We start from the raw sequence: 19,183 nt of genomic DNA, 5'->3' as shown, positions 1-19,183 counted from the left end.
TCACATAACCGCTTTCGAATTATAAACGGGAGCGGCGGATATCGCCGCTCCCGATACTCTTTACTTTGCAGGGTCCTTGACCTGCTCGTAGGTCTGAAACTCGGTGTTATAGAGTTCTCCGTCGACTTTCTCGACCTTACGCATGTAGATGTTCTGGACGATGTCCCGCGTCGCCGGATCGATGGAAATCGGCCCGCGTGGGCTGTTGATCTGCATGCCCTTGGCAGCGTCGACAAATGTATCGCCGGTTGCATCACCGCCAGTCTTTTCCAGCGTCTTGTAAATCAGCTCCAGTGCGTCCCAGGCGGACACTGCCACCATGTTGGGGCGCATGCCGCCATTTTCCTTCTTGAACGCTTCCACGAAGGCTTTGTTTTCAGGCGATGCGTGGTTCGCGGAGTAGGGCCCTCCGGTGATAACGCCGATAGCCGGATCACCCATATCATTGATGAGGTCATCATCGGTGACGTCGGCCATGGCGATGACCTTGATGCCAGACTTGTCGAGGCCGCGCTCGACAAACTGCTTCATGAAAGCCGCGCCCGCGCCGGTTGGCACGAAGACGAAGATGGCTTCCGGCTTTTCGTCTGCGGCGCGTTGCAGAAACGGGGCGAAGTCCGGATTGGCGAGTGGCACTTTGAGTTTGGACAACAGCGTGCCGCCATTGTCCTGCAACGTCTTTTCAAACCATTTTTCGGCATCCGCGCCCGGGCCATAGTCCGACACGATGCTGACGAATTTCTTGGTACCGTTTTCCGGTGCCCATTTGCCGATAACCGCTGCCATCTGCGGAATGGTCCAGGACGTCCGGAGAATGTAAGGCGATGCACCGGGGATTGAAGAAGTGGCCGCCACCATGATGATCTGCGGCACCTTGGCACGCTTTGAAAGCTGCGCCACAGACAAGGCCGTTGGTGTGTTGCCGAAGCCAGTCAGAATGGAAACCTTGTCTTTGGTCACGAGTTCCTGCGACAGCCGCAAGGCATTGTCTGGGGTGCTGGCATCATCCTTGATGATGAACTCCACCTTCTTGCCGCCAGCCGTGTCGCCGTGCGTGGCGAGATAGGTCTTGAGCGCGGCATTGATCTGCCGTCCGTTCGACTGAAAGCCGCCAGTCAGCGGTATAACGACGCCAACTTTGACGGTGTCCTCAGCCTGTGCCAGTGCAGGCAGACCGATTGCCGCCGCCACCAGTGCTCCAAGTGCAAGTTTCTTCAATCCCATTGTTTTCCTCCTCCAAATTTGACCGGACGTTCTGTAGCTCCGGCGATATGCTCAAGCTGTCGGCTGGTTCTACGAAAGACCGACACCCAAAAGCTGCCCCAGTGTTTTTTCGTCACGGGCCAGATCGTCGCTTCGGCCCGCATAGGCCACAGTCCCGCGGTCGAGAACGATGGCTTCGTCTGTAATGTTGAGTATTTGTTGTGCGTGCTGTTCCACGATGATGGCTGAAAGGCCTTCCTCGCGAACGATCCGGCGGATGGCGGCCAGCAGTTCTTCCACGATGATCGGCGCGAGACCTTCGGTTGGCTCATCAAGCAGAAGCACCTTTGGATTGATGACCAGCGCACGCGCGATAGACAGCATTTGCTGTTCGCCGCCTGACAGCTGGTTACCCATATTGGCGCGCCGTTCCTGCAATCGCGGAAAAAGCGTATAGACGGCGTCGAGTGTCCAGCGACCGGGCCGCGCAATGGCCGTGATGTTTTCCTCGACTGTTAGTGAGCGGAAAATGCCGCGCTCCTGCGGAACCCAACCGATCCCCGCCACAACGCGCCGTTCCGGTGCCATGCGCGCAATGTCTTCGCCATCCAGCAAAATGCGCCCACTGTGAAAGCGGGTCAGCCCGACAATGGTGTTGAGCGTTGTCGTCTTGCCGACACCGTTGCGTCCGAGTAGCGCCAGCGCTTCGCCAGCACGCAAGTTGAAGTTCACGCCATGCAGCACGGTTGCCTTGCCATAACCGGCGCAAAGTCCTTCCAGTTGCAGAAGATCAGCCATGCTGCCCACCTCCAAGATAGACTTCCTTGACGCGTGGATCAGAGGCGATCTCTTCAACATTTCCTTCCGCAAACAAGGCTCCGGAAACCAGAACTGAAATGCGGTCGGCAAAGCTGAAGACGAGGTCCATATCGTGTTCGATCAGCAGAACGGAAACATCGGCTGGAAGTTTCGCCAGACGCTTAAGCACTTCCTGCCGGTCGGCCTGCGGCACACCTGCCGCGGGTTCATCCAGCAGCAGAACTTTCGGTTCGCAAGCGATGGCAAGCGCTATTTCCAGCAGGCGTTGCTTGCCATAGGGCAGGGACGAGCAGGTGGAATCCATGACGCTTTCCAGCCCGAAATCCTCGACCAGCCGTGCTATTTCATCATCGATCCCGGGCAAGGAGCCGGTGCGGCGATACCATTGCCTGCCATATCCGCGACGCTCATTGATGACGAGCGCCAGACTTTCAACGACACTGAGTTCGGCGAAGAGCTGGTTGATCTGGAATGTGCGAACAAGTCCGCGTTTCACACGTTTCTCGCGGGAAACGGTCGAGATATCGGCGCCATTGAGACGGATTTCGCCATGTGACGGGGTAATCACGCCGGTCAGCAGATTGATCAGCGTGGTCTTTCCGGCGCCGTTTGGTCCGATCAGGGCATGGCGTGCGCCGCGTTCCAGGCGGAAAGTCACATCATTGGTGGCTTTCAGTCCGCCAAAGAACTTGCTGAGATGAATGGTTTCCAGTGCGGCGACGGTCATTGTGTGGCCTCGCGGGATTTCTGGGTGCGCCGCGACAGCCGTGCAGAAAGTGCGCGGATGAACTGGCGAGGACGGTCGCGCCCGAACAGAACGAAAGACACGAGAAGGACACCGAGCCAGAACTGCCAATATTGCGGTGTCACGGATGACAGGGCATCCTGGATCAGTTCGTAGACGAGTGCGCCAATCAGGCCGCCATAGAGATAGCCGGAGCCGCCGATGACGAGTACCATCAGGCCGTCTGCCGATTTCTGGAACGATAATACATCGAGCGAAATGAACTGCTGTGTCTGAGTGAAAAGCGCGCCCGCTATGCCCGCATAGGCACCGGCAATGGTGTAGATCGTCACCAGTCGGGGGCGTACAGGAACGCCCACCGCCGAAGCGCGCAGCGGATTTTCACGGATCGCTTGTAGCGAATAGCCGAAAGGCGAGAAGACGATGAGGCGGGCAAGCACGAACAGCACGAACAATACGGCCAGACTGTAGGCGTAGCCCGTATGGCCAAACAGGTCGAACTCGAAGATGCCGAAGATCGGCTCGATGGCAATGCCCTGAAGCCCATCTGCACCGCCTGTCAGCCAGCTCGCCTGATTGGCAATTTCATGGCAGACTGCGGCAACGCCGAGTGTCACCATGAGGCGGGTCAGGTCGCCACCGCGCAACAGGAGAAAACTTGTGGCGAAGGCCAGAAGTGCACCGGAGACAGCACCAACTGCGAGACCCGTCAGTGGCTCGCCGGAAACATAGATCGAAAACAGGCCGCTGGCATAAGCGCCGACGCCATACATCGCGGCCTGTCCGAGCGTTACCACGCCGCCATAGCCGAGGATGAGGTCGATAGAGAGCGCCAGAATGGCAAAGCCGACGACTTCGATCAAAATGAGATGCTGGTCAGGAAAGAGGAACCAGGCGGCAACGGCTGCAACCCAGAAAATGGCTTCCAGCACACCCCAGCGCGTTCGCCGTCTGAGACTTTGCGCGACATCCGCGGCGGAAAGTGTCTGTGTCTGGGCGTTATCCATCAGCTTGCCCTCGCAAACAGGCCCTGCGGACGGAAGACAAGCACCGCGACCAGAACGATATAGATGATGAAACCGCCGAGTGCCGGGACGTAATATTTGCCCATGACATCGGCAATGCCGAGCAGGATCGACGCCACAAGCGGTCCAGTCATGCTGGATGTGCCGCCGATGGAAACGACGATCAGGAAATAGACCATGAATTTCAATGGAAAGGTTGGATCAAGGCCAAGGATCTCTGCACCAAGCGCTCCGCCCAGACCAGCCAGTCCAGAGCCGACAGCAAAGGTTACGGCGAAGACAGTGTTGACGCGAATGCCAAGTCCGCGCGCGACACGGCGATCATCGACCGAGGCGCGCAATTGGCTGCCGAAACGGGTCCTTGCCAGCGCCAGTTGAAGCGCTATAGCAAGAGCGCCGCAAACGACGATAAGAAATGCACGATAAATGCCGATGCCAACGCCTGCAATTTCGACGCGTCCGCGCAGGAATTCGGGAAGGTTGAGGATCTGTTGTTGCGATCCCATCAGATAGTCGATCCCGGCCACGGCGATGAAAACAATACCGATGGAAAACAGCACCTGATCGAGATGCGATTTTTCATAAAGACGGATATAGAGAGTCTTCTCCAGGACGACCCCGGCTATAGCCGTCACGATGAACGCGATGGGTAGCGTCGCCAAAAAAGGCACGCCAATACGGTTCGTGAGAATGACGGTGACATAGCCTCCGGCCATGGCGAAAGCGCCATGCGCGAGGTTGATGAAGTTCATCAATCCCAGCGTAACCGCCAATCCGCATGACAATACGAATAGCAGCATTCCGTAAGCCACCCCGTCGAACAAAAGGGTAAGCATTCTTCCTCCCAGTCGGATCGCGCCGTAAGGCGCGCCTCTCTATCGGACGGATCGGAGGCGACCATGCACTCGCAGCGCTTCCAATGCGTCCTGATTGGCTGTCAGGATTATGGAAAGTACGCGCCAAACCCATTTAGAAATGGGCGTGACGACATAAGAAAATGCTATAGTTGAAATGAAGTCCGTCGAGATATCAGATTTCCCTATAGCAAAAACTTATCATGTTGCGCCCATAACCAAATTGGAATGTGGCGCGGTCTGTTGTGAAGTTTCCTCAGATTAGAGGAGAGTTTCATGACCGAGAAAAAGACGGCGCTCGTTATCAGTGCGCATGCAGCCGATTTTGTCTGGCGCTGCGGTGGAGCGATCGCGCGGCACGCCGAGCTTGGATATAACGTAACAGTCGTCTGCCTTTCCTTTGGTGAGCGTGGAGAGTCAGCCAAGCTCTGGAAAGATGCAGGTATGACGCTGGAGCGCGTCAAGGCGGCGCGCCGTGCGGAATCGGAAAAGGCGGCAAAGGCTCTTGGTGTGCATGACCTCGTTTCGTTCGATCTTGGCGACTATCCGCTGCGTTTGAACGATGAAGACAAGTTCAAGCTTGTGGATGTCATCCGCAATGTGCAGCCAGCTTTCATGCTCAGCCATTCGCAATATGATCCCTACAATACCGACCATATGTATGCCACCGAGATTGCGCTTGAAACGCGCATGATCGCGCAGGCCTGGGGGCACAAGCCAGGCGAGAAAGTGCTCGGTGCGCCGCAGCTTTATCTGTTCGAGCCGCATCAGACCGAACAGATGGGCTGGAAGCCGGATACGTTTTTAGACATCACGCCGGTGTGGGACAAGAAATGGGCCGCCATCCAGTGCATGGAAGGGCAGGAACATTTGTGGGCCTATTACAAGAACGTTGCCGAAAATCGCGCAAACCATTTCATGCGCAATTCGGGCGGGCAGTCCGGCGGTCGTAAGGCAAAATATGCCGAAGGCTTCCAATCTGTATTTCCACGTACCGTGGATGAGCTTTAAACAGCATGGCGTATGACAGGGAGGACGCCATGGAGCGGAGTTTTGATATTGCCCACCTCGCGCATGTCGAGGTTTATTCCGACAAGTTTGAGGAAAGCCTCGACTTTTTCACGCGCATCTACGGGCTGAAACTGTCCGGCATGGATGAGCAGTCCGCCTATTTGCGGGCCTGGGACGATTATGAATTCCATTCGCTCAAACTCACCCGGCATCACACCACGGGCGTTGGACATATCGCTTATCGCGTAGCGTCGCCAGAAGCACTGGAGCGCCGTGTGAAAGCGATCAGCGAAAGCCGATACAAGATCATCGGTTGGGTGGGGGGTGATCGAGGGCATGGCCGAGCGTTCCGGTTTGAAGATCCGTTCGGCCATGTCTTCGAGATCTATTGGGATACTGTACGCTATACCGGACAAGGCGCGGATGCGCCGGTGCTCAAGAACACCGCAAGCTCCTACACCGGCGCAGCACCGCGACGGATCGATCACCTCAATCTTCTTTGCAGCGATGTGACGGAGTTCCGCCAGTTCATGGAAACCTGTCTTGGGTCGCGTGTCACAGAGATGATCCAGCTCGATAATGGCCGTATCGGTGGTGCGTGGTTCACCATCAACAACAAGACCTACGATCTCGCCTGCACAGAAGAACATGGCGGCGGTCATGCGCGTTTGCATCATCTGACCTATGCCACGGATCAGCGTGAAGACATCCTGCGTGCAGCCGACATCTTCCTTCAAAATGGTGTCCATATCGAAACCGGGCCGCACAAACACGCCGTGCAGGGCACGTTCTTTCTCTATGTCTGGGAACCGGCGGGCAATCGCGTGGAATTGGCCAATTCGGGTGCACGTCTGATCCTCGCGCCGGACTGGGAGCCGATCGTCTGGACGGAGTCGGAGCGCAAAAAGGGACAGGCCTGGGGTCTGAAGACCATCGAGACGTTCCACACCCATGGAACGCCCCCGGTCGCAGGAAGTAACAAGGAGCGTTGAAATGCCAGTTGTCGTTCAGAATATTGCGCGCGCCAAACCGGAAGTCATTGATGGGCTGGCGGCGGCAGGTGTGGCAACCGTCCACGAAGCGCAGGGACGCAAAGGTCTGCTGGCAAGCTACATGCGCCCGATCTATTCCGGCGCGCAGGTTGCCGGATCGGCTGTAACGATTTCGGCGGCTCCGGGCGACAACTGGATGATCCATGTGGCAATCGAACAGTTGCAGCAAGGCGATATTCTGGTTCTGGCACCAACAAGCCCCTGCGAAGACGGATATTTCGGTGATCTGCTTGCCACTTCGGCACAGGCGCGGGGTTGCCGCGGGTTGATCATCGATGCGGGTGTGCGCGATGTGCGCGATTTGACGTCTATGGGCTTTCCAGTTTGGTCAAAGGCTGTCTTTGCGCAGGGAACGGTGAAGGAAACGCTGGGATCGATCAATGTTCCTGTTGTCTGTGCCGGAGCCTATATCGAGGCGGGTGATATTATCGTAGCCGACGATGACGGTGTCTGTGTCGTGAAGCGCAGTGAGGCCGAAGACGTGTTGAGTGCTGCACAAACGCGCCTTGCAAATGAAGAAGCCAAACGCGCAAGGCTGGCGGCGGGTGAACTGGGCCTCGACATCTACAAGATGCGCGAACGACTGGCGGAAAAGGGACTCAGATATGGATGAGGACGGCATTCCCTGCCTCTGGATGCGGGGAGGGACATCCAAGGGCGCTTATTTTCTGGCGGCCGACCTGCCGTCTGATAAGCAACAGCGTGATGCAGTGCTGCTGAGCGTCATGGGCTCGCCGGATGTTCGCCAGATTGACGGTATTGGCGGTGCCGACCCGCTGACCTCGAAGGTGGCCATCCTGTCGCCTTCAAGCCGCGACGACGCGGATGTGGATTATCTCTTTTTGCAGGTCTTTGTGGATCAGCCGCTTGTCAGCGACGCGCAGGGCTGTGGGAATATTCTCGCAGGTGTTGGCCCTGCGGCCATTGAAATGGGACTGGTGGCTGCAAAGGACGATTTGACGCCCGTGCGCATTCACATGGTCAATTCCGGTGAGATTGCGCTTGCCCAGATTTCTACGCCCAATCGCCGCGTCAATTATGTTGGAGATACCGCTATCGCGGGCGTACCGGGTACGCACGCCGCCGTACCGCTTCTTTTCATGAATGTCGCTGGCTCCATGTGCGGAACGCTGCTGCCGACCGGCAACGAAATGGACGTCATAGACGGTGTCGAAGCAACCCTTATCGACAATGGAATGCCTTGCGTCATCATGCGTGCCGCCGATTTCGGCATGACAGGCATGGAGACCCGAGAAGAACTGGAAGCGAATAACGATCTTAAAGCAAAGCTTGAAGTGATCCGGCTAAAGGCCGGTCCATTGATGAAGCTTGGCGACGTGAGTGAAGCGTCCGTGCCGAAAATGACACTCGTTTCTGCGCCCACTGCCGGTGGCGCGATATCGACGCGCAGCTTCATTCCGCACCGTGTTCATGCTTCCGTCGGTGTTCTGGCGGCGGTGACGGTCGCGACAGCAACACGCTTGCCGGCCAGCCCCGCAGCAAAGCTGGTGAACGCACCGAACGATGGTCGTTATGCGATTGAACATCCAAGCGGCGCGATGGAAGTTTTTCTCGATCTGGCAGAAGACGGAACAGTCAAAGGCGCAGGCACGATCCGGACAGCGCGCAAACTGTTCGAAGGCAGGGTTTTTCCGGCGGCGAGTGAGTAGCCATTTGACATGCATTTGATGAATATGCCTGTGTGAGGAGCGAAACAGGCGGGAAACAGATGCTGACATTGCGACAAATCGAAGTTATCCGGGCAATCATGGTGACCGGGACGATTGCCGGTGCGGCCAAGCTGTTGAATGTCTCTGCTCCGGGGATCAGCAGGCTCATGAAATATTCGGAAGATTCGCTCGGCATCCGGCTTTTCGACCGTCGCGGCGGGCGTTATGTTCCAACATCACAAGCCCGCAATATCTTCGATCTTCTGGATACGGTGCATCGGAAAATCGATGATCTGCAATCGGCTGTCGCGGATTTGAGCAAGGGCAAGGCGCAGGAACTTTGCGTTGCCTCCGTGCCGAGCATCGCCAATGTGATGGTTCCGCGTGCGGTCGCAAAGGTGCGTGAGCGTTATAGCGATGTTCACCTCGACCTCAATATTCTCAAGATTGAAGAAGCGGTTGACTATCTTCTGCTCGGACGTGGCGAGATCGTTGCAATCTCATCGCGTTTCGATCATCCGCTGATCGAGTTTGAACCGCTGGCAAAGGGGCGGTTGCTCTGCATCGTGCCTGAGACAAGCCCGCTGGCATCACGCGAAAAGATTACGCCTCGGGAAATGTCGGAACATCCGCTGATCGGCATCAACCCGAAAGACCCGTACGGTGCGATCATGGCGGCGATGTTTACCAATGCGGGTCTCGACTATCGCATGAACATCAAAGCGCGTTTTGGTACTACAGTGTGCAGTCTGGTCGCAGCCGGATTGGGTATAGCGATTATTGATGAGTTTACGGTTGCGCACGGCGTGGTGAGGGGTCTCAAGAGCATTCCAATTGACGCCGAGAGCGCTTTTCATACTTACATCGCCTACCGCAACGATCTGCCGCTTTCCGTCTATGCGGAACATTTCATCGATGTGTTGCGCAAGGAAATGAACGCTGTCAGTTCATTCAGCCGCAAATGCTGATCCGCTGCCAATTAACATCATGTTATGGATTCCTATTCATTTGGTAGGCGATATTATCACTGCCATTCGCTAATCTGTTCCTGGGAGCGCTCGAATGCGAGCGCGCAGGCTAGGATCAGTGAATTCATGGCATATGGCGATAATGCTCAATCTTCGCAGGACAAAGGACCGTTTCCGAATGGAGCGACGCGCCTTTTTCCAGTGGTTGGAGACCCGATTGAGCAGGTGCGTTCGCCGGAAGTCATGACGGAACTGTTCCGCGAGCGCGGCGAGAATGCGCTTGTTGTTCCGCTGCATGTTGCGCCATCCAATCTGCCAGTTGTTTTCGCCACATTGAGCGTGGTGGACAATGTATGCGGTTTGCTGGTGACGATACCGCACAAGCAGCAAGCCTATGAGTTATGTGCGGGATTGACGGATAATGCCGCCTTTATTCAGGCGGTCAATGTTGTTCGGCGCGCTGGAAATGGCTGGTACGGCGATAATACTGACGGGATCGGCTTTCTCGATGGCATCGAACGGGAAGGGTTCGATGTGCAAGGGAAAAGCGTCCTTCTCGTCGGATGCGGAGGTGCAGGAACAGCCATTGCGCTGGAAATGCTGAAGCGAGGAGTAGCGCGGCTTGCCATTCACGACGTCGATAGCGACAAGCGTGATTCTGTAATCGGCAAACTCAGTGCACGTTATCCGGGTAAGGTTGTCGTTGGCAGCGATGACCCTTTCGGGTTCGATCTGATTGCAAATGCTACGCCGATGGGTATGAAATCGAATGATCCATATCCCATAAACGTAACAAAGTTGCGGTCAGCGCAGTTTGCTGCTTGCGTGATTACTAAACCGCACGTATCGCCATTTATCGAGGAAGCTAGAAAACGGGGCTGTCAGACGATGATTGGTGCTGGAATGTTCGATGCGCAGGCGGAGGTCCTGGCGGATTTTCTGACTGGTCACGACGGGCACCATACAGGTCGCGCAACGTTGCCGACACCCGGAAGAGGGTAGGCTTATCTCTATATCTTGATCTCTATGAACTTAAGGGGAGGAACTAAAATGCATTATCGTAAGAAACTTCTGGCGCTTTCGACGGCAGTTTTCGCGACTTTCGGCGCAGCCCACGCAGAAGACGTGGTCAAGCTGGGCATGGTTGTCGAACTATCCGGTCCGGGCGCACCGTCCGGTACGAACTGGCGTGACGGCATCAAAATCGCCATTGATGAAGTGAATGCGGGCGGCGGCATTCTGGGCAAGAAGGTCGAGCTGGGCGAGTATGACACCCAAACCGACCCGCAGGTCTCGCGCGCGCTCGTGCAGAAGGCCATCGATGATGGCGCATATGCCATTCTCGGCACGATCTATTCGGGCTCGACGATGGTCAACATGCTGGTTGCCCAGCAAAACAGCATTCCGCAGTTCGTCGGTTCGGAATCGCCGAGCATTGTCGAAAAGGGCAATCCGTTCGTCTTCCGCACCTCGACCGGCGCTCAAAAGGGCGTCCCGGCGCTGACGTCCTACTTCACCGACACGCTGAAGGTGAAGAAAGTCGGCGTGGCCTGGCTGAACAACGAGTTTGGCAAAGGCGGCCATGATGTTTTCGTTGAGGAAATGAAGAAGGCCGGAATCGAAATTATCGCCGACGTTGCCTCCGAACAGGCGCAAACCGACTATGCGGCCGACGTTGCCAAGCTCAAGCAGGCCAATCCTGAAGCGATTTTCGTCTATATGAATCAGGAAGAATCCGCGCGTTTCCTGATCGAAGCGAAGAAGCAGGGTCTGAAGATGCCTCTCGTTGGCGAAGTAACGCTGACGGAAGCCAAGGTGGTCGAACTTGCAGGCGGTGCTGCGGATGGCGCTATCGCGCATGTTGGCATCACAGCTGCGGCGACGGATGTGCCGGGCATCGGCGAATTCGCAAAGAAGTTCGAAGAAGCCTACAAGCGCAAGCCGACGCATGACGCTTTGAAGGGTTATGTTGGCGTCTGGACCACCAAATATGTCACCGACATGGTGGGCAAGCTCGACGGTGAAGCATTTGCTGAAAAGATGCATGGTCTTTGCCTGAAGGCGGCTGACTATCCGAAAGTGCTTCTCGACACCTGCTGGGATGACCGCGGAGAAATGTCCCGCCCAAGCTTCATGGTTCAGGTGAAGGACGGTGTGCCGACGGTCATTGGTACTGTTCCGGCAAACTGATCAATCCTTTCAGCAGAGGCGGCGGCCCGGCTGCCGCCTCAGACGGGTAAAGTCATGTCCCAGTTTCTACAGGTTTTGTTATCCGGTCTTGCGACCGGCTCCATTTACGCACTTGTTGCGATCGGTTTCACGCTGGTTTGGCAAGCAGCCCAGACTGTGAACTTCGCTCAGGGTGAATTCGTGATGCTGCCGGCCTTCTTCGTTCTGGCGGCAATGACCATCTTCGGCATTTCGTTCTGGCCCGCGCTACTTATCGGGCTGGTGGTTGCTCTGATCGTACTTGGGCTTTTGTTCAAGAAGCTGATCGTTGAACCCATTCTGCCCCACGGGGGCATTACGCTCATCATCGCGACGATGGTCTTGGGCATCTTGCTCAAAGAAAGCGTGAAAGAGTTCTATTCCGCTGAAGCGCAGCCATTCCCATCGATGTTCCCGAACGATCCCATCGAGTTTTTCGGCGCGGTTCTCTCATTGCGTGACATTCTCAACCTGGCGCTGTCGCTCGGTATCGTTGTGCTGTTGACGCTGTTTCTCAATCGCACCCGCACGGGGCGCTGCATGCAGGCAACAGCGCAAAATCCGGCTGTTGCGGAAATTCTCGGCGTCAATGTCAAGCGCATGATCCTCTATACATTCCTGATCAATGCTGCTCTGGCGGCTCTTGCGTCCTATCTGATCAGTCCCGTCTATCTCGCAAAATTCTCCAATGGTGAAACACTTGGCCTTATCGCCTTCATTGCGGCCATTGTTGGTGGTTTCAACCAGATCCGCGGTGCGCTCGTCGGTGGATTGCTGATCGGTGTTCTCGATAATCTGACGGCGGCTTATGTCACCGCACAATATCGCGCCGCACTGCCATTGGTCCTGCTGATCGTGATTATCCTTGTCCGCCCGCAGGGCATCATGGGCACTTCCGAAGGGAGGGCTGTGTGATGACTGCAAGCAAGCGCAATATTTCAATTGCTGTCCTTTTGCTTTTGTCGGTGCTCGCACCGATTGGGCAGGGCAACTACATCATATACGTTTTGACATCCTGGCTGATCTTCTCGATCGCAGCGATGGGCCTCAACCTGACACTTGGTTACGCAGGCCAGATTTCGCTGGCGCAGGCGTCCTTCATGGCGATTGGCGCCTATACCACGGCGCTTCTGACGCTCGCCGGATGGCATTGGTTTCTGGCAATGCCGGTCGGCCTCGTGCTTTGCTTCATTGTGGGCCTTGTGCTTGGATATCCGGCGTTGCGTGTCAAAGGGCATTTCCTTGCCTTCGTGACGCTTGCCTTCAATACTCTGGTCTTTCTGGTGTTGCGTAACGAAGAGTGGCTGACTGGTGGCAATTACGGGCTCGTCGGCATGCCACGTCCTCATCTCGGACTGTTCGCCACCACCAAGCAGCTGCCATTCTATTACTTCACGCTCGGCATCACTGTTGTCGCCGCGCTGATCATGTGGGGTATTGTGCGTTCCCCTTGGGGCCGCGCCTTCAAGGCTCTGCGTGAAAACCCAATCCGCGCTGAAAGTCTTGGCGTTGATACACGTCGTATCACGCTTCTGGCGTTTGCCATCGGCTCCGTCTATGGCGGGCTTGCCGGATCGCTGATCACACCGCTGGTTCAGTTTATCGAGCCAGGTTCGTTCGGTCTCGTTCATTCGCTGCGCATTCTGCTCATGGTTGTTGTGGGTGGTGCAGGCTTCTTCTTCGGCCCTTTCATCGGTGCTGCAGTTGTGATTTTGCTGCCGGAAGTGCTTCGCTTCACGGAAGGCTACTATCTGATCATTTATTCCGTGCTGGTGATCGTCATGCTGATCTTCGTGCCTTCGGGCCTGATCGGAGTATGGGGCAAGTTCCGCGAAAAATTCTGGCCGAAACGTCAGGTGCGCGGTGACATGAGCGAAGGAGCGCGGCTGAAATGAGCAGTCCTGTACTTTCCGTACGCAATATCGAGAAGCGTTTCGGCGGCATTCACGCCGTTCGTGATGTGTCCTTCGACGTCAATCAGGGTGAGATACTCGGGCTGATCGGGCCGAACGGTTCCGGCAAGTCGACGCTGTTCAACTGTATCCTTGGCCAGCTTCAGCCCAATGCTGGCGAGGTGCAGGTCAACGGTAAGAATGTCTCGGGCATGCGTGCATCCGACCTCAACAAGCTTGGCGTCGGACGAACCTTCCAGCAGCTTTCCGTCTTTCCGAAGATGTCTGTTCTTGAAAACATCATCCTCGCTGGACAGGAACACAAAGGCACCATGGCCTCGCGGCTTTTCGGTCCAGGCGATGCCGGACTGACCGAAGAAGCGGAACAGATGATTTCGTTCTTCCGTCTCAACCATCTGCGCGACGAACTGGCGGGGTCGCTTTCCTACGGCCAGCAAAAGCTGGTCGATGCGGCCATGGCTTTCATGGCGGGGCCTAGTCTTGTTCTGCTCGATGAACCTGCCGGTGGAGTCAATCTGACGATGCTTGCCAATCTCAAGGACCGGCTCGTCGCTTATAATGCGGAACATGGAACAACCTTCGTGGTCATCGAGCACAATATGGAGTTCGTCATGAGCCTTTGCACGCGCATTATCGTGCTGGCGGAAGGCCGCATCATTGCTGAAGGCAAGCCCGAAGAAATCCGGTCAAACCAGATGGTTATCGACGCTTATCTGGGAGGATGACACATGCTTGAACTCAAAGACCTCCACGGTGGCTATGGAAAGATCACCATTTTGAATGGTGTCTCGTTCTCTATTCCGAAGGGCTCGATTACCACTGTGATCGGCCCGAATGGAGCAGGCAAGTCAACCGTATTCAAGGCGATCTTCGGTCTCTTGAACATCCATTCGGGACAAATCCTGCTGGATGGAAAAGACGTCACCCGCAATACGCCGCGTCAGATGATCGCCAATGGCGTGACCTATGTGCCGCAAGGGCGCAATGTCGTGCCGCAGCTTTCCGTCTACCATAACCTTGAGCTTGGGGGTATCACATCGCCTGATCCATCCAAGGTCCGCGCCCGCATCGAGCAGGTCATGGATCAGTTTCCAATGCTGCGGCAGTTTAGGGATCGTAAAGCGATTGAGCTGTCCGGCGGCCAGCAAAAGCAGCTTGAGGTCGCCCGCGCTCTTCTACTCGATCCGAAACTTATTTTGATCGACGAACCGTCCATCGGCTTGTCGCCCAATCTAGTTCAGGAGGTGTTTCAAACACTCATTCGCTTGCGTGATCAGGGCGTAACCATTCTCATGGTCGAGCAGAACGCGAAAGCCGCACTCGCGATGTCGGATTACGGCCTGGTTCTCGAACTTGGCCAAACGCGCATGCATGATGAAGCCTCAAAGCTTCTTGCTGATCCACGCGTGGGGCAGCTGTTCCTTGGCGGACATGTCGAGCATGACGACGCAAAAGTTTGACATCATCGACGCTCCCGCCAATCGTCTGGGGGAGTGTCCAATCTGGTGTGAGCAGACAGGCACCCTATGGTGGGTCGATGTGCTCACACCGGCGCTCATGAGCTATGTCCCGCAAGCGGGGCAAGTTCAACAGCACAAGGTTGAGGCCCGCCGTATTGGGTCTCTGGCCTTGCGGGAAAAAGGCGGCCTTATTCTAGCTTGCGACAATGGTCTATTTGCCTTTGCCCCCGAGAGCGGCGAACAGACGTTTATTGTGGACCCTGAACCGGGTGTCTCGGGTCATCGAAAGAACGATGGACGTGCGGATTGGGCGGGCAATTTCTGGATCGGCACCTTGCGCGAAGCGGATTACGCACCTGTGGGCGCGCTTTACCGGGTACAGCCGGATTATGCCGTATCACGGGAAGCCGCCGATCTCGCAATTCCTAACGGACTGGCCTTCGATCAAGATCGCAGGCGCATGTATTTCGCTGATACGCGCGCCTATACGATCTGGATGCGCGATTATGACCCCGCGCAAGACCGGCTTGGGGAGCCGCAGATTTTCGCAACGACGACTGCGCCGGAACGACCGGATGGCAGTTGCGTTGACGAAGAAGGCTTCGTGTGGAGTGCGATTTACGCTGGCGGCAAGCTCATCCGTTTTGACCCGGACGGCGCAATAGACCGCGTGATCGAACTGCCGGTCAGCCATCCGACCTGTTGCTGCTTTGGCGGCGAAGCCCTCGATACACTATTTGTCACCTCGGCGATTGAGCCTCTTGGCCCTGAAGAGCGAACACTAGAACCACTTGCCGGCAAGGTGCTGGCGTTCAAGCCGGGTGTTCGGGGACGAGCCGAATTTAAAACCCGACTTTGAAACAACGCCCAATCAATAGACGATACTGGCCCGAATTTGCTGAATGCGGGTGCAACAAGAACCGGAAGCAGGAGAGCACGCCATGAAGACTTCGATAGCAACGGTTTCGATCAGTGGTGATCTGCCACAAAAACTCGAAGCCATTGCCAAAGCTGGCTTTGACGGTGTCGAGATTTTCGAGAATGACTTTCTCACTTTCGATGAAAGCCCGCGTCAGGTTGGCCGCATGGCCCGCGATCTTGGCCTAGAAATAACGTTGTTTCAGCCTTTTCGCGATTTTGAGGGCATGCCGGAGCCGTTGCGTAGCCGCACCTTCGACCGCGCCGAGCGCAAGTTCGATCTGATGCAGGAGCTTGGCACGGATCTCGTTCTTGTGTGTTCGAATATATCGCCGGTTGCTATGGGCGGCCTTGATCGGGCAGCTGATGACTTCCGCGAGCTTGGTGAACGGGCCGCTCGCCGCAATTTGCGTGTGGGTTACGAGGCGCTCGCCTGGGGGCGCCACATTAACGACCATCGCGATGCCTGGGAGATTGTGCGCCGCGCAGATCATCCCAATGTTGGCCTGATCCTTGATAGTTTCCACACGCTTGCGCGCAAGATTGACGTGAATTCGATCAGGTCCATTCCGAAGGAAAAGCTGTTCATCGTCCAGATGGCAGACGCACCGCTGATCGATATGGATCTGCTTTATTGGAGCCGTCACTATCGCAATATGCCGGGTGAGGGTGACCTGCCGGTTCTGGATTTCATGCGCGCCGTGGCCGCGACCGGTTATGACGGCTATTTTTCGCTGGAGATTTTCAACGATCAGTTTCGTGGTGGGTTGCCCGCGTCCATTGCGGCCGATGGCCGTCGCTCGTTGATTTATCTTGGCGATCAGGTCCGGCGCGTCGAGCCTGAAAACCGGCTGACTGTGACCGATATGCCTGCAAGAGCCAAGGTGGAGCGCGTCAGCTTTATCGAGTTCACAGCCCATGCCGAGAGTGCGGATAGGCTCGCATCGGTGCTCGGCGCCTTGGGATTTCAGCTTGCAGGCAAGCACAAAACCAAGGATGTGGCGCTCTATCGCCAAGGTGAGATCAATCTGGTCGTCAATACCGATATACGCGGCTTTGCAAGCTCGGCCTATGCTGTTCACGGCACAACGGCCTATGCCATGGGCCTTGTCGTCGATGACGCCGCAGCGGCACAAGCGAGAGCAATAGCCTTGGGCGCGGAGCCGTTCGAGCAACCGCTCGATCCCGGTGAAATCGGTATGCCAGCGATACGCGGTGTCGGCGGCGGACTGATCTATTTCCTTGATGAAAAGACCGATTTAGGTCGTATCTTCGATATAGAGTTCGAGCCGGTCGCTGAGGCTGGCAGCTTCCATGGTGTTGGGCTTACCCATATCGACCATGTTGCCCAGACGATGAAGTTCGACGAGCTTTTGACCTGGCTTCTGTTCTACGCGTCGCTTACGGAATCCCGGAAATCGCCTATGGTTGATATTGTCGATCCGGGCGGCGTCGTGCGCAGTCAGGTCGTAGAAAATGACAGCGGATCGCTGCGGATCACGCTTAATGGTGCTGAAAACCGGCGCACATTGGCTGGCCGTTTCATCGCCGAAACCTTCGGCTCCGGTATTCAGCATCTTGCATTTGCCACCGACGATATTTTTGCGACGGCTTCAGCACTGAAAGCCAACGGCTTTCATACGCTGGAAATTTCGCCCAACTATTATGACGATCTTGAAGCGCGGCTCGGCCTCGATCCGGATTTCACGGATAAGCTCAAAGCCGCCAATGTTCTCTATGATCGCGATGAGACCGGTGAATATTTCCAGCTCTACAGCCCGACCGATGATCAGGGCTTCTTCTTCGAAGTTGTGCAGCGGCGCGGCTATAAAGGATATGGGGCCGTGAATGCCATCTTCCGTATTGCAGCACTTCGGCGCTATCTGAGGCCCGACGGCATGCCGAGAATGATGTTATAAATCGCTTTGGCGAATTGCGTGACGACGTTTAATCGCGCCGTCACAGCAAGCATATCTCCTCGGCCTCGCCCCCTGCTCTTGTCTTAAGCTTGCTGCGCAAGAAATGGTGGTTGATTTAAAGTACGTAACGGTAAATTGGATGAAATCTACTGCATTCCAATAAGTAAATGTTGCGCGGGAAATCAACTCGAGTATCTTGATTGTGGACTGATCCGGAGGGGAAACCATGATCAGACACTTCAAGGTGCTCTTCTTAACAAGTGCGGCTTTGCTGACAACCCACGCAGCATATGCGGATGAAGGTGGTGTCAGTTTCTGGCTTCCCGGGCTTTATGCGAGCTTTGCCGCAGTGCCAGCGCAGCCCGGTTGGTCCTTTGCGACAGTTTATCTTCACCCTTCCGTCAGCGCAGGGGCAAGCGAAGCATTTCCTCGTGGTGGCGATGGGCGGGTTGACCTTGGCGTCAGGGGCCGAGGTGATCTTGTTGCGTTCGGGCCGACCTACACATTCGCCCAACCATTATGGGGTGCGCAATTTGCCGTCAGTCTGCTTGCAGTTGCGGGACGCAACAATGCCTGCGTGGACGCAACCCTGACCGGACCACTCGGGCGTCATATCTCCGGCGAACGCTGCGAAAGCAAAACGGCGTTTGGCGACCTGTTGCCTCAGGCTACGTTGAAATGGAACGATGGGGTCGATAACTATCTTGCCTACATCACAGGCGACATTCCCGTGGGCTCCTATGATCCAGACCGGCTCGCCAACTTAGGGATTGGCCACGGCGCGATTGATGGCGGTCTTGGCTATACTTATTTCAATCCATCAACCATGCGCGAATTTTCGATCGTCGGTGGTTTGACCTATAATTTCAAGAACCCCGATACCGATTATCAAAATGGCGTTGATGCTCATGTTGACTGGGGCGCGTCACAATTCCTCAACAAACATGTCTATGTTGGTGTCGCTGGGTATGCCTATCAGCAGATTACAGGCGATCGCGGGGATGGTGCGACGCTCGGTGACTTCAAATCGCGTGTTTTCGGCATCGGTCCGCAAATTGGTTACAACTTCGATGTTGGTGAAAAGACATCCGCTTTCATCAATCTCAAAACTTACTTTGAATTCGGCGCGAAAAATCGGCCTCAGGGGTGGAATATCTGGGCTACGCTCGCCTTTTCCCCTCGTGCCGCAAAGAAGGCCGAGTGACCGTTCTGAATTGAAGCGGACGGCACTAATCCTGCCTTTTCGCGGCAGGTTTTGTTGATGGTGCAGGCCTTTCGATCACAATTATTCCGAACATTTCCATGTTACTGTTAAGTACTTACGTGAAGGATCACTTTTCCGCAGACTTCGGCGTCAGCTTAAACAGCCTCACTGCTGTTGCGACACCAATTTACGGAGAACGTGATGACGTACAAGT

At 55.7% G+C, this 19,183-nt stretch carries 19 protein-coding genes; 14 read left to right on the top strand and 5 right to left on the bottom strand.

Going from position 1 to position 19,183, the window contains the following annotated elements; all coding sequences use genetic code 11:
* Positions 1 to 60: 60 nt before the first annotated feature.
* The 5 genes from FGI60_RS13425 to FGI60_RS13405 all read right to left on the bottom strand — a co-directional run bounded on the left by FGI60_RS13425 (position 61) and on the right by FGI60_RS13405 (position 4,628).
* The gene (locus FGI60_RS13425; RefSeq protein WP_138785622.1) at positions 61 to 1,224 is read right to left on the bottom strand and encodes an ABC transporter substrate-binding protein; all 1,164 of its coding nucleotides are present in this window, start codon (positions 1,222 to 1,224) and stop codon (positions 61 to 63) included.
* Between the two features lie 69 nt (positions 1,225 to 1,293).
* On the bottom strand, positions 1,294 to 2,001 hold the full coding sequence (locus tag FGI60_RS13420; protein WP_138785621.1) for an ABC transporter ATP-binding protein: 708 nt from the start codon (positions 1,999 to 2,001) through the stop codon (positions 1,294 to 1,296).
* The gene (locus tag FGI60_RS13415) at positions 1,994 to 2,749 is read right to left on the bottom strand and encodes an ABC transporter ATP-binding protein (RefSeq protein WP_138785620.1); all 756 of its coding nucleotides are present in this window, start codon (positions 2,747 to 2,749) and stop codon (positions 1,994 to 1,996) included. Before FGI60_RS13415 ends, FGI60_RS13420 begins: the two co-directional genes overlap by 8 nt.
* On the bottom strand, positions 2,746 to 3,774 hold the full coding sequence (locus FGI60_RS13410) for a branched-chain amino acid ABC transporter permease (protein ID WP_138785619.1): 1,029 nt from the start codon (positions 3,772 to 3,774) through the stop codon (positions 2,746 to 2,748). The genes FGI60_RS13415 and FGI60_RS13410 overlap by 4 nt, the downstream gene beginning before the upstream one ends.
* A complete protein-coding gene (locus tag FGI60_RS13405; RefSeq protein ID WP_138785618.1) occupies positions 3,774 to 4,628 on the bottom strand; it encodes a branched-chain amino acid ABC transporter permease in 855 nt (284 codons plus the stop codon). Before FGI60_RS13405 ends, FGI60_RS13410 begins: the two co-directional genes overlap by 1 nt.
* Before the next feature lie 294 nt (positions 4,629 to 4,922).
* Between FGI60_RS13405 and FGI60_RS13400 the strand changes: the two genes are divergently transcribed.
* The 14 genes from FGI60_RS13400 to FGI60_RS13335 all read left to right on the top strand — a co-directional run bounded on the left by FGI60_RS13400 (position 4,923) and on the right by FGI60_RS13335 (position 18,969).
* Positions 4,923 to 5,657: a PIG-L deacetylase family protein gene (locus FGI60_RS13400; protein ID WP_138785617.1), complete on the top strand. Its 735-nt coding sequence runs from the start codon at positions 4,923 to 4,925 to the stop codon at positions 5,655 to 5,657.
* 29 nt (positions 5,658 to 5,686) lie between these two features.
* Positions 5,687 to 6,649, top strand: coding sequence for a VOC family protein (locus tag FGI60_RS13395; protein WP_138785616.1), 963 nt, complete (start codon positions 5,687 to 5,689; stop codon positions 6,647 to 6,649).
* 1 nt (position 6,650) lies between these two features.
* A complete protein-coding gene (locus FGI60_RS13390) occupies positions 6,651 to 7,322 on the top strand; it encodes a 4-carboxy-4-hydroxy-2-oxoadipate aldolase/oxaloacetate decarboxylase (RefSeq protein WP_138785615.1) in 672 nt (223 codons plus the stop codon).
* Entirely contained in the window at positions 7,315 to 8,379 is a 1,065-nt protein-coding gene (locus FGI60_RS13385) for a 4-oxalomesaconate tautomerase (RefSeq protein WP_138785614.1), read from the top strand. The genes FGI60_RS13390 and FGI60_RS13385 overlap by 8 nt, the downstream gene beginning before the upstream one ends.
* Before the next feature lie 59 nt (positions 8,380 to 8,438).
* On the top strand, positions 8,439 to 9,347 hold the full coding sequence (locus tag FGI60_RS13380) for a LysR family transcriptional regulator (RefSeq protein WP_138785613.1): 909 nt from the start codon (positions 8,439 to 8,441) through the stop codon (positions 9,345 to 9,347).
* 126 nt (positions 9,348 to 9,473) lie between these two features.
* Complete coding sequence (locus FGI60_RS13375) at positions 9,474 to 10,349, top strand: shikimate dehydrogenase family protein (protein ID WP_138785612.1); 876 nt, start codon at positions 9,474 to 9,476, stop codon at positions 10,347 to 10,349.
* A gap of 48 nt (positions 10,350 to 10,397) precedes the next feature.
* Positions 10,398 to 11,537, top strand: coding sequence for an ABC transporter substrate-binding protein (locus tag FGI60_RS13370; RefSeq protein WP_138785611.1), 1,140 nt, complete (start codon positions 10,398 to 10,400; stop codon positions 11,535 to 11,537).
* Positions 11,538 to 11,591: 54 nt separating this feature from the next.
* Positions 11,592 to 12,470 (top strand): branched-chain amino acid ABC transporter permease, encoded by an 879-nt coding sequence (locus tag FGI60_RS13365; protein ID WP_078337121.1) that lies wholly within the window; start codon positions 11,592 to 11,594, stop codon positions 12,468 to 12,470.
* Positions 12,470 to 13,450 (top strand): branched-chain amino acid ABC transporter permease, encoded by a 981-nt coding sequence (locus FGI60_RS13360; RefSeq protein WP_113534266.1) that lies wholly within the window; start codon positions 12,470 to 12,472, stop codon positions 13,448 to 13,450. The genes FGI60_RS13365 and FGI60_RS13360 overlap by 1 nt, the downstream gene beginning before the upstream one ends.
* Entirely contained in the window at positions 13,447 to 14,193 is a 747-nt protein-coding gene (locus FGI60_RS13355; protein ID WP_113534267.1) for an ABC transporter ATP-binding protein, read from the top strand. Before FGI60_RS13360 ends, FGI60_RS13355 begins: the two co-directional genes overlap by 4 nt.
* A 3-nt stretch (positions 14,194 to 14,196) precedes the next feature.
* Entirely contained in the window at positions 14,197 to 14,928 is a 732-nt protein-coding gene (locus FGI60_RS13350) for an ABC transporter ATP-binding protein (protein ID WP_078337118.1), read from the top strand.
* Positions 14,909 to 15,787, top strand: coding sequence for an SMP-30/gluconolactonase/LRE family protein (locus FGI60_RS13345; protein WP_171058770.1), 879 nt, complete (start codon positions 14,909 to 14,911; stop codon positions 15,785 to 15,787). The genes FGI60_RS13350 and FGI60_RS13345 overlap by 20 nt, the downstream gene beginning before the upstream one ends.
* An 82-nt stretch (positions 15,788 to 15,869) precedes the next feature.
* Positions 15,870 to 17,765 (top strand): bifunctional sugar phosphate isomerase/epimerase/4-hydroxyphenylpyruvate dioxygenase family protein, encoded by a 1,896-nt coding sequence (locus tag FGI60_RS13340; protein WP_138785609.1) that lies wholly within the window; start codon positions 15,870 to 15,872, stop codon positions 17,763 to 17,765.
* Positions 17,766 to 17,991: 226 nt separating this feature from the next.
* A complete protein-coding gene (locus tag FGI60_RS13335; RefSeq protein ID WP_138785608.1) occupies positions 17,992 to 18,969 on the top strand; it encodes a SphA family protein in 978 nt (325 codons plus the stop codon).
* Positions 18,970 to 19,183: the final 214 nt, after the last annotated feature.

The sequence above is a fragment of the Brucella haematophila genome, assembly GCF_005938105.1.
GTDB lineage: Bacteria > Pseudomonadota > Alphaproteobacteria > Rhizobiales > Rhizobiaceae > Brucella > Brucella haematophila.
Note: the sequence above shows the minus strand (reverse complement) of the source record. Positions and strands in the feature narration are given on the sequence as shown.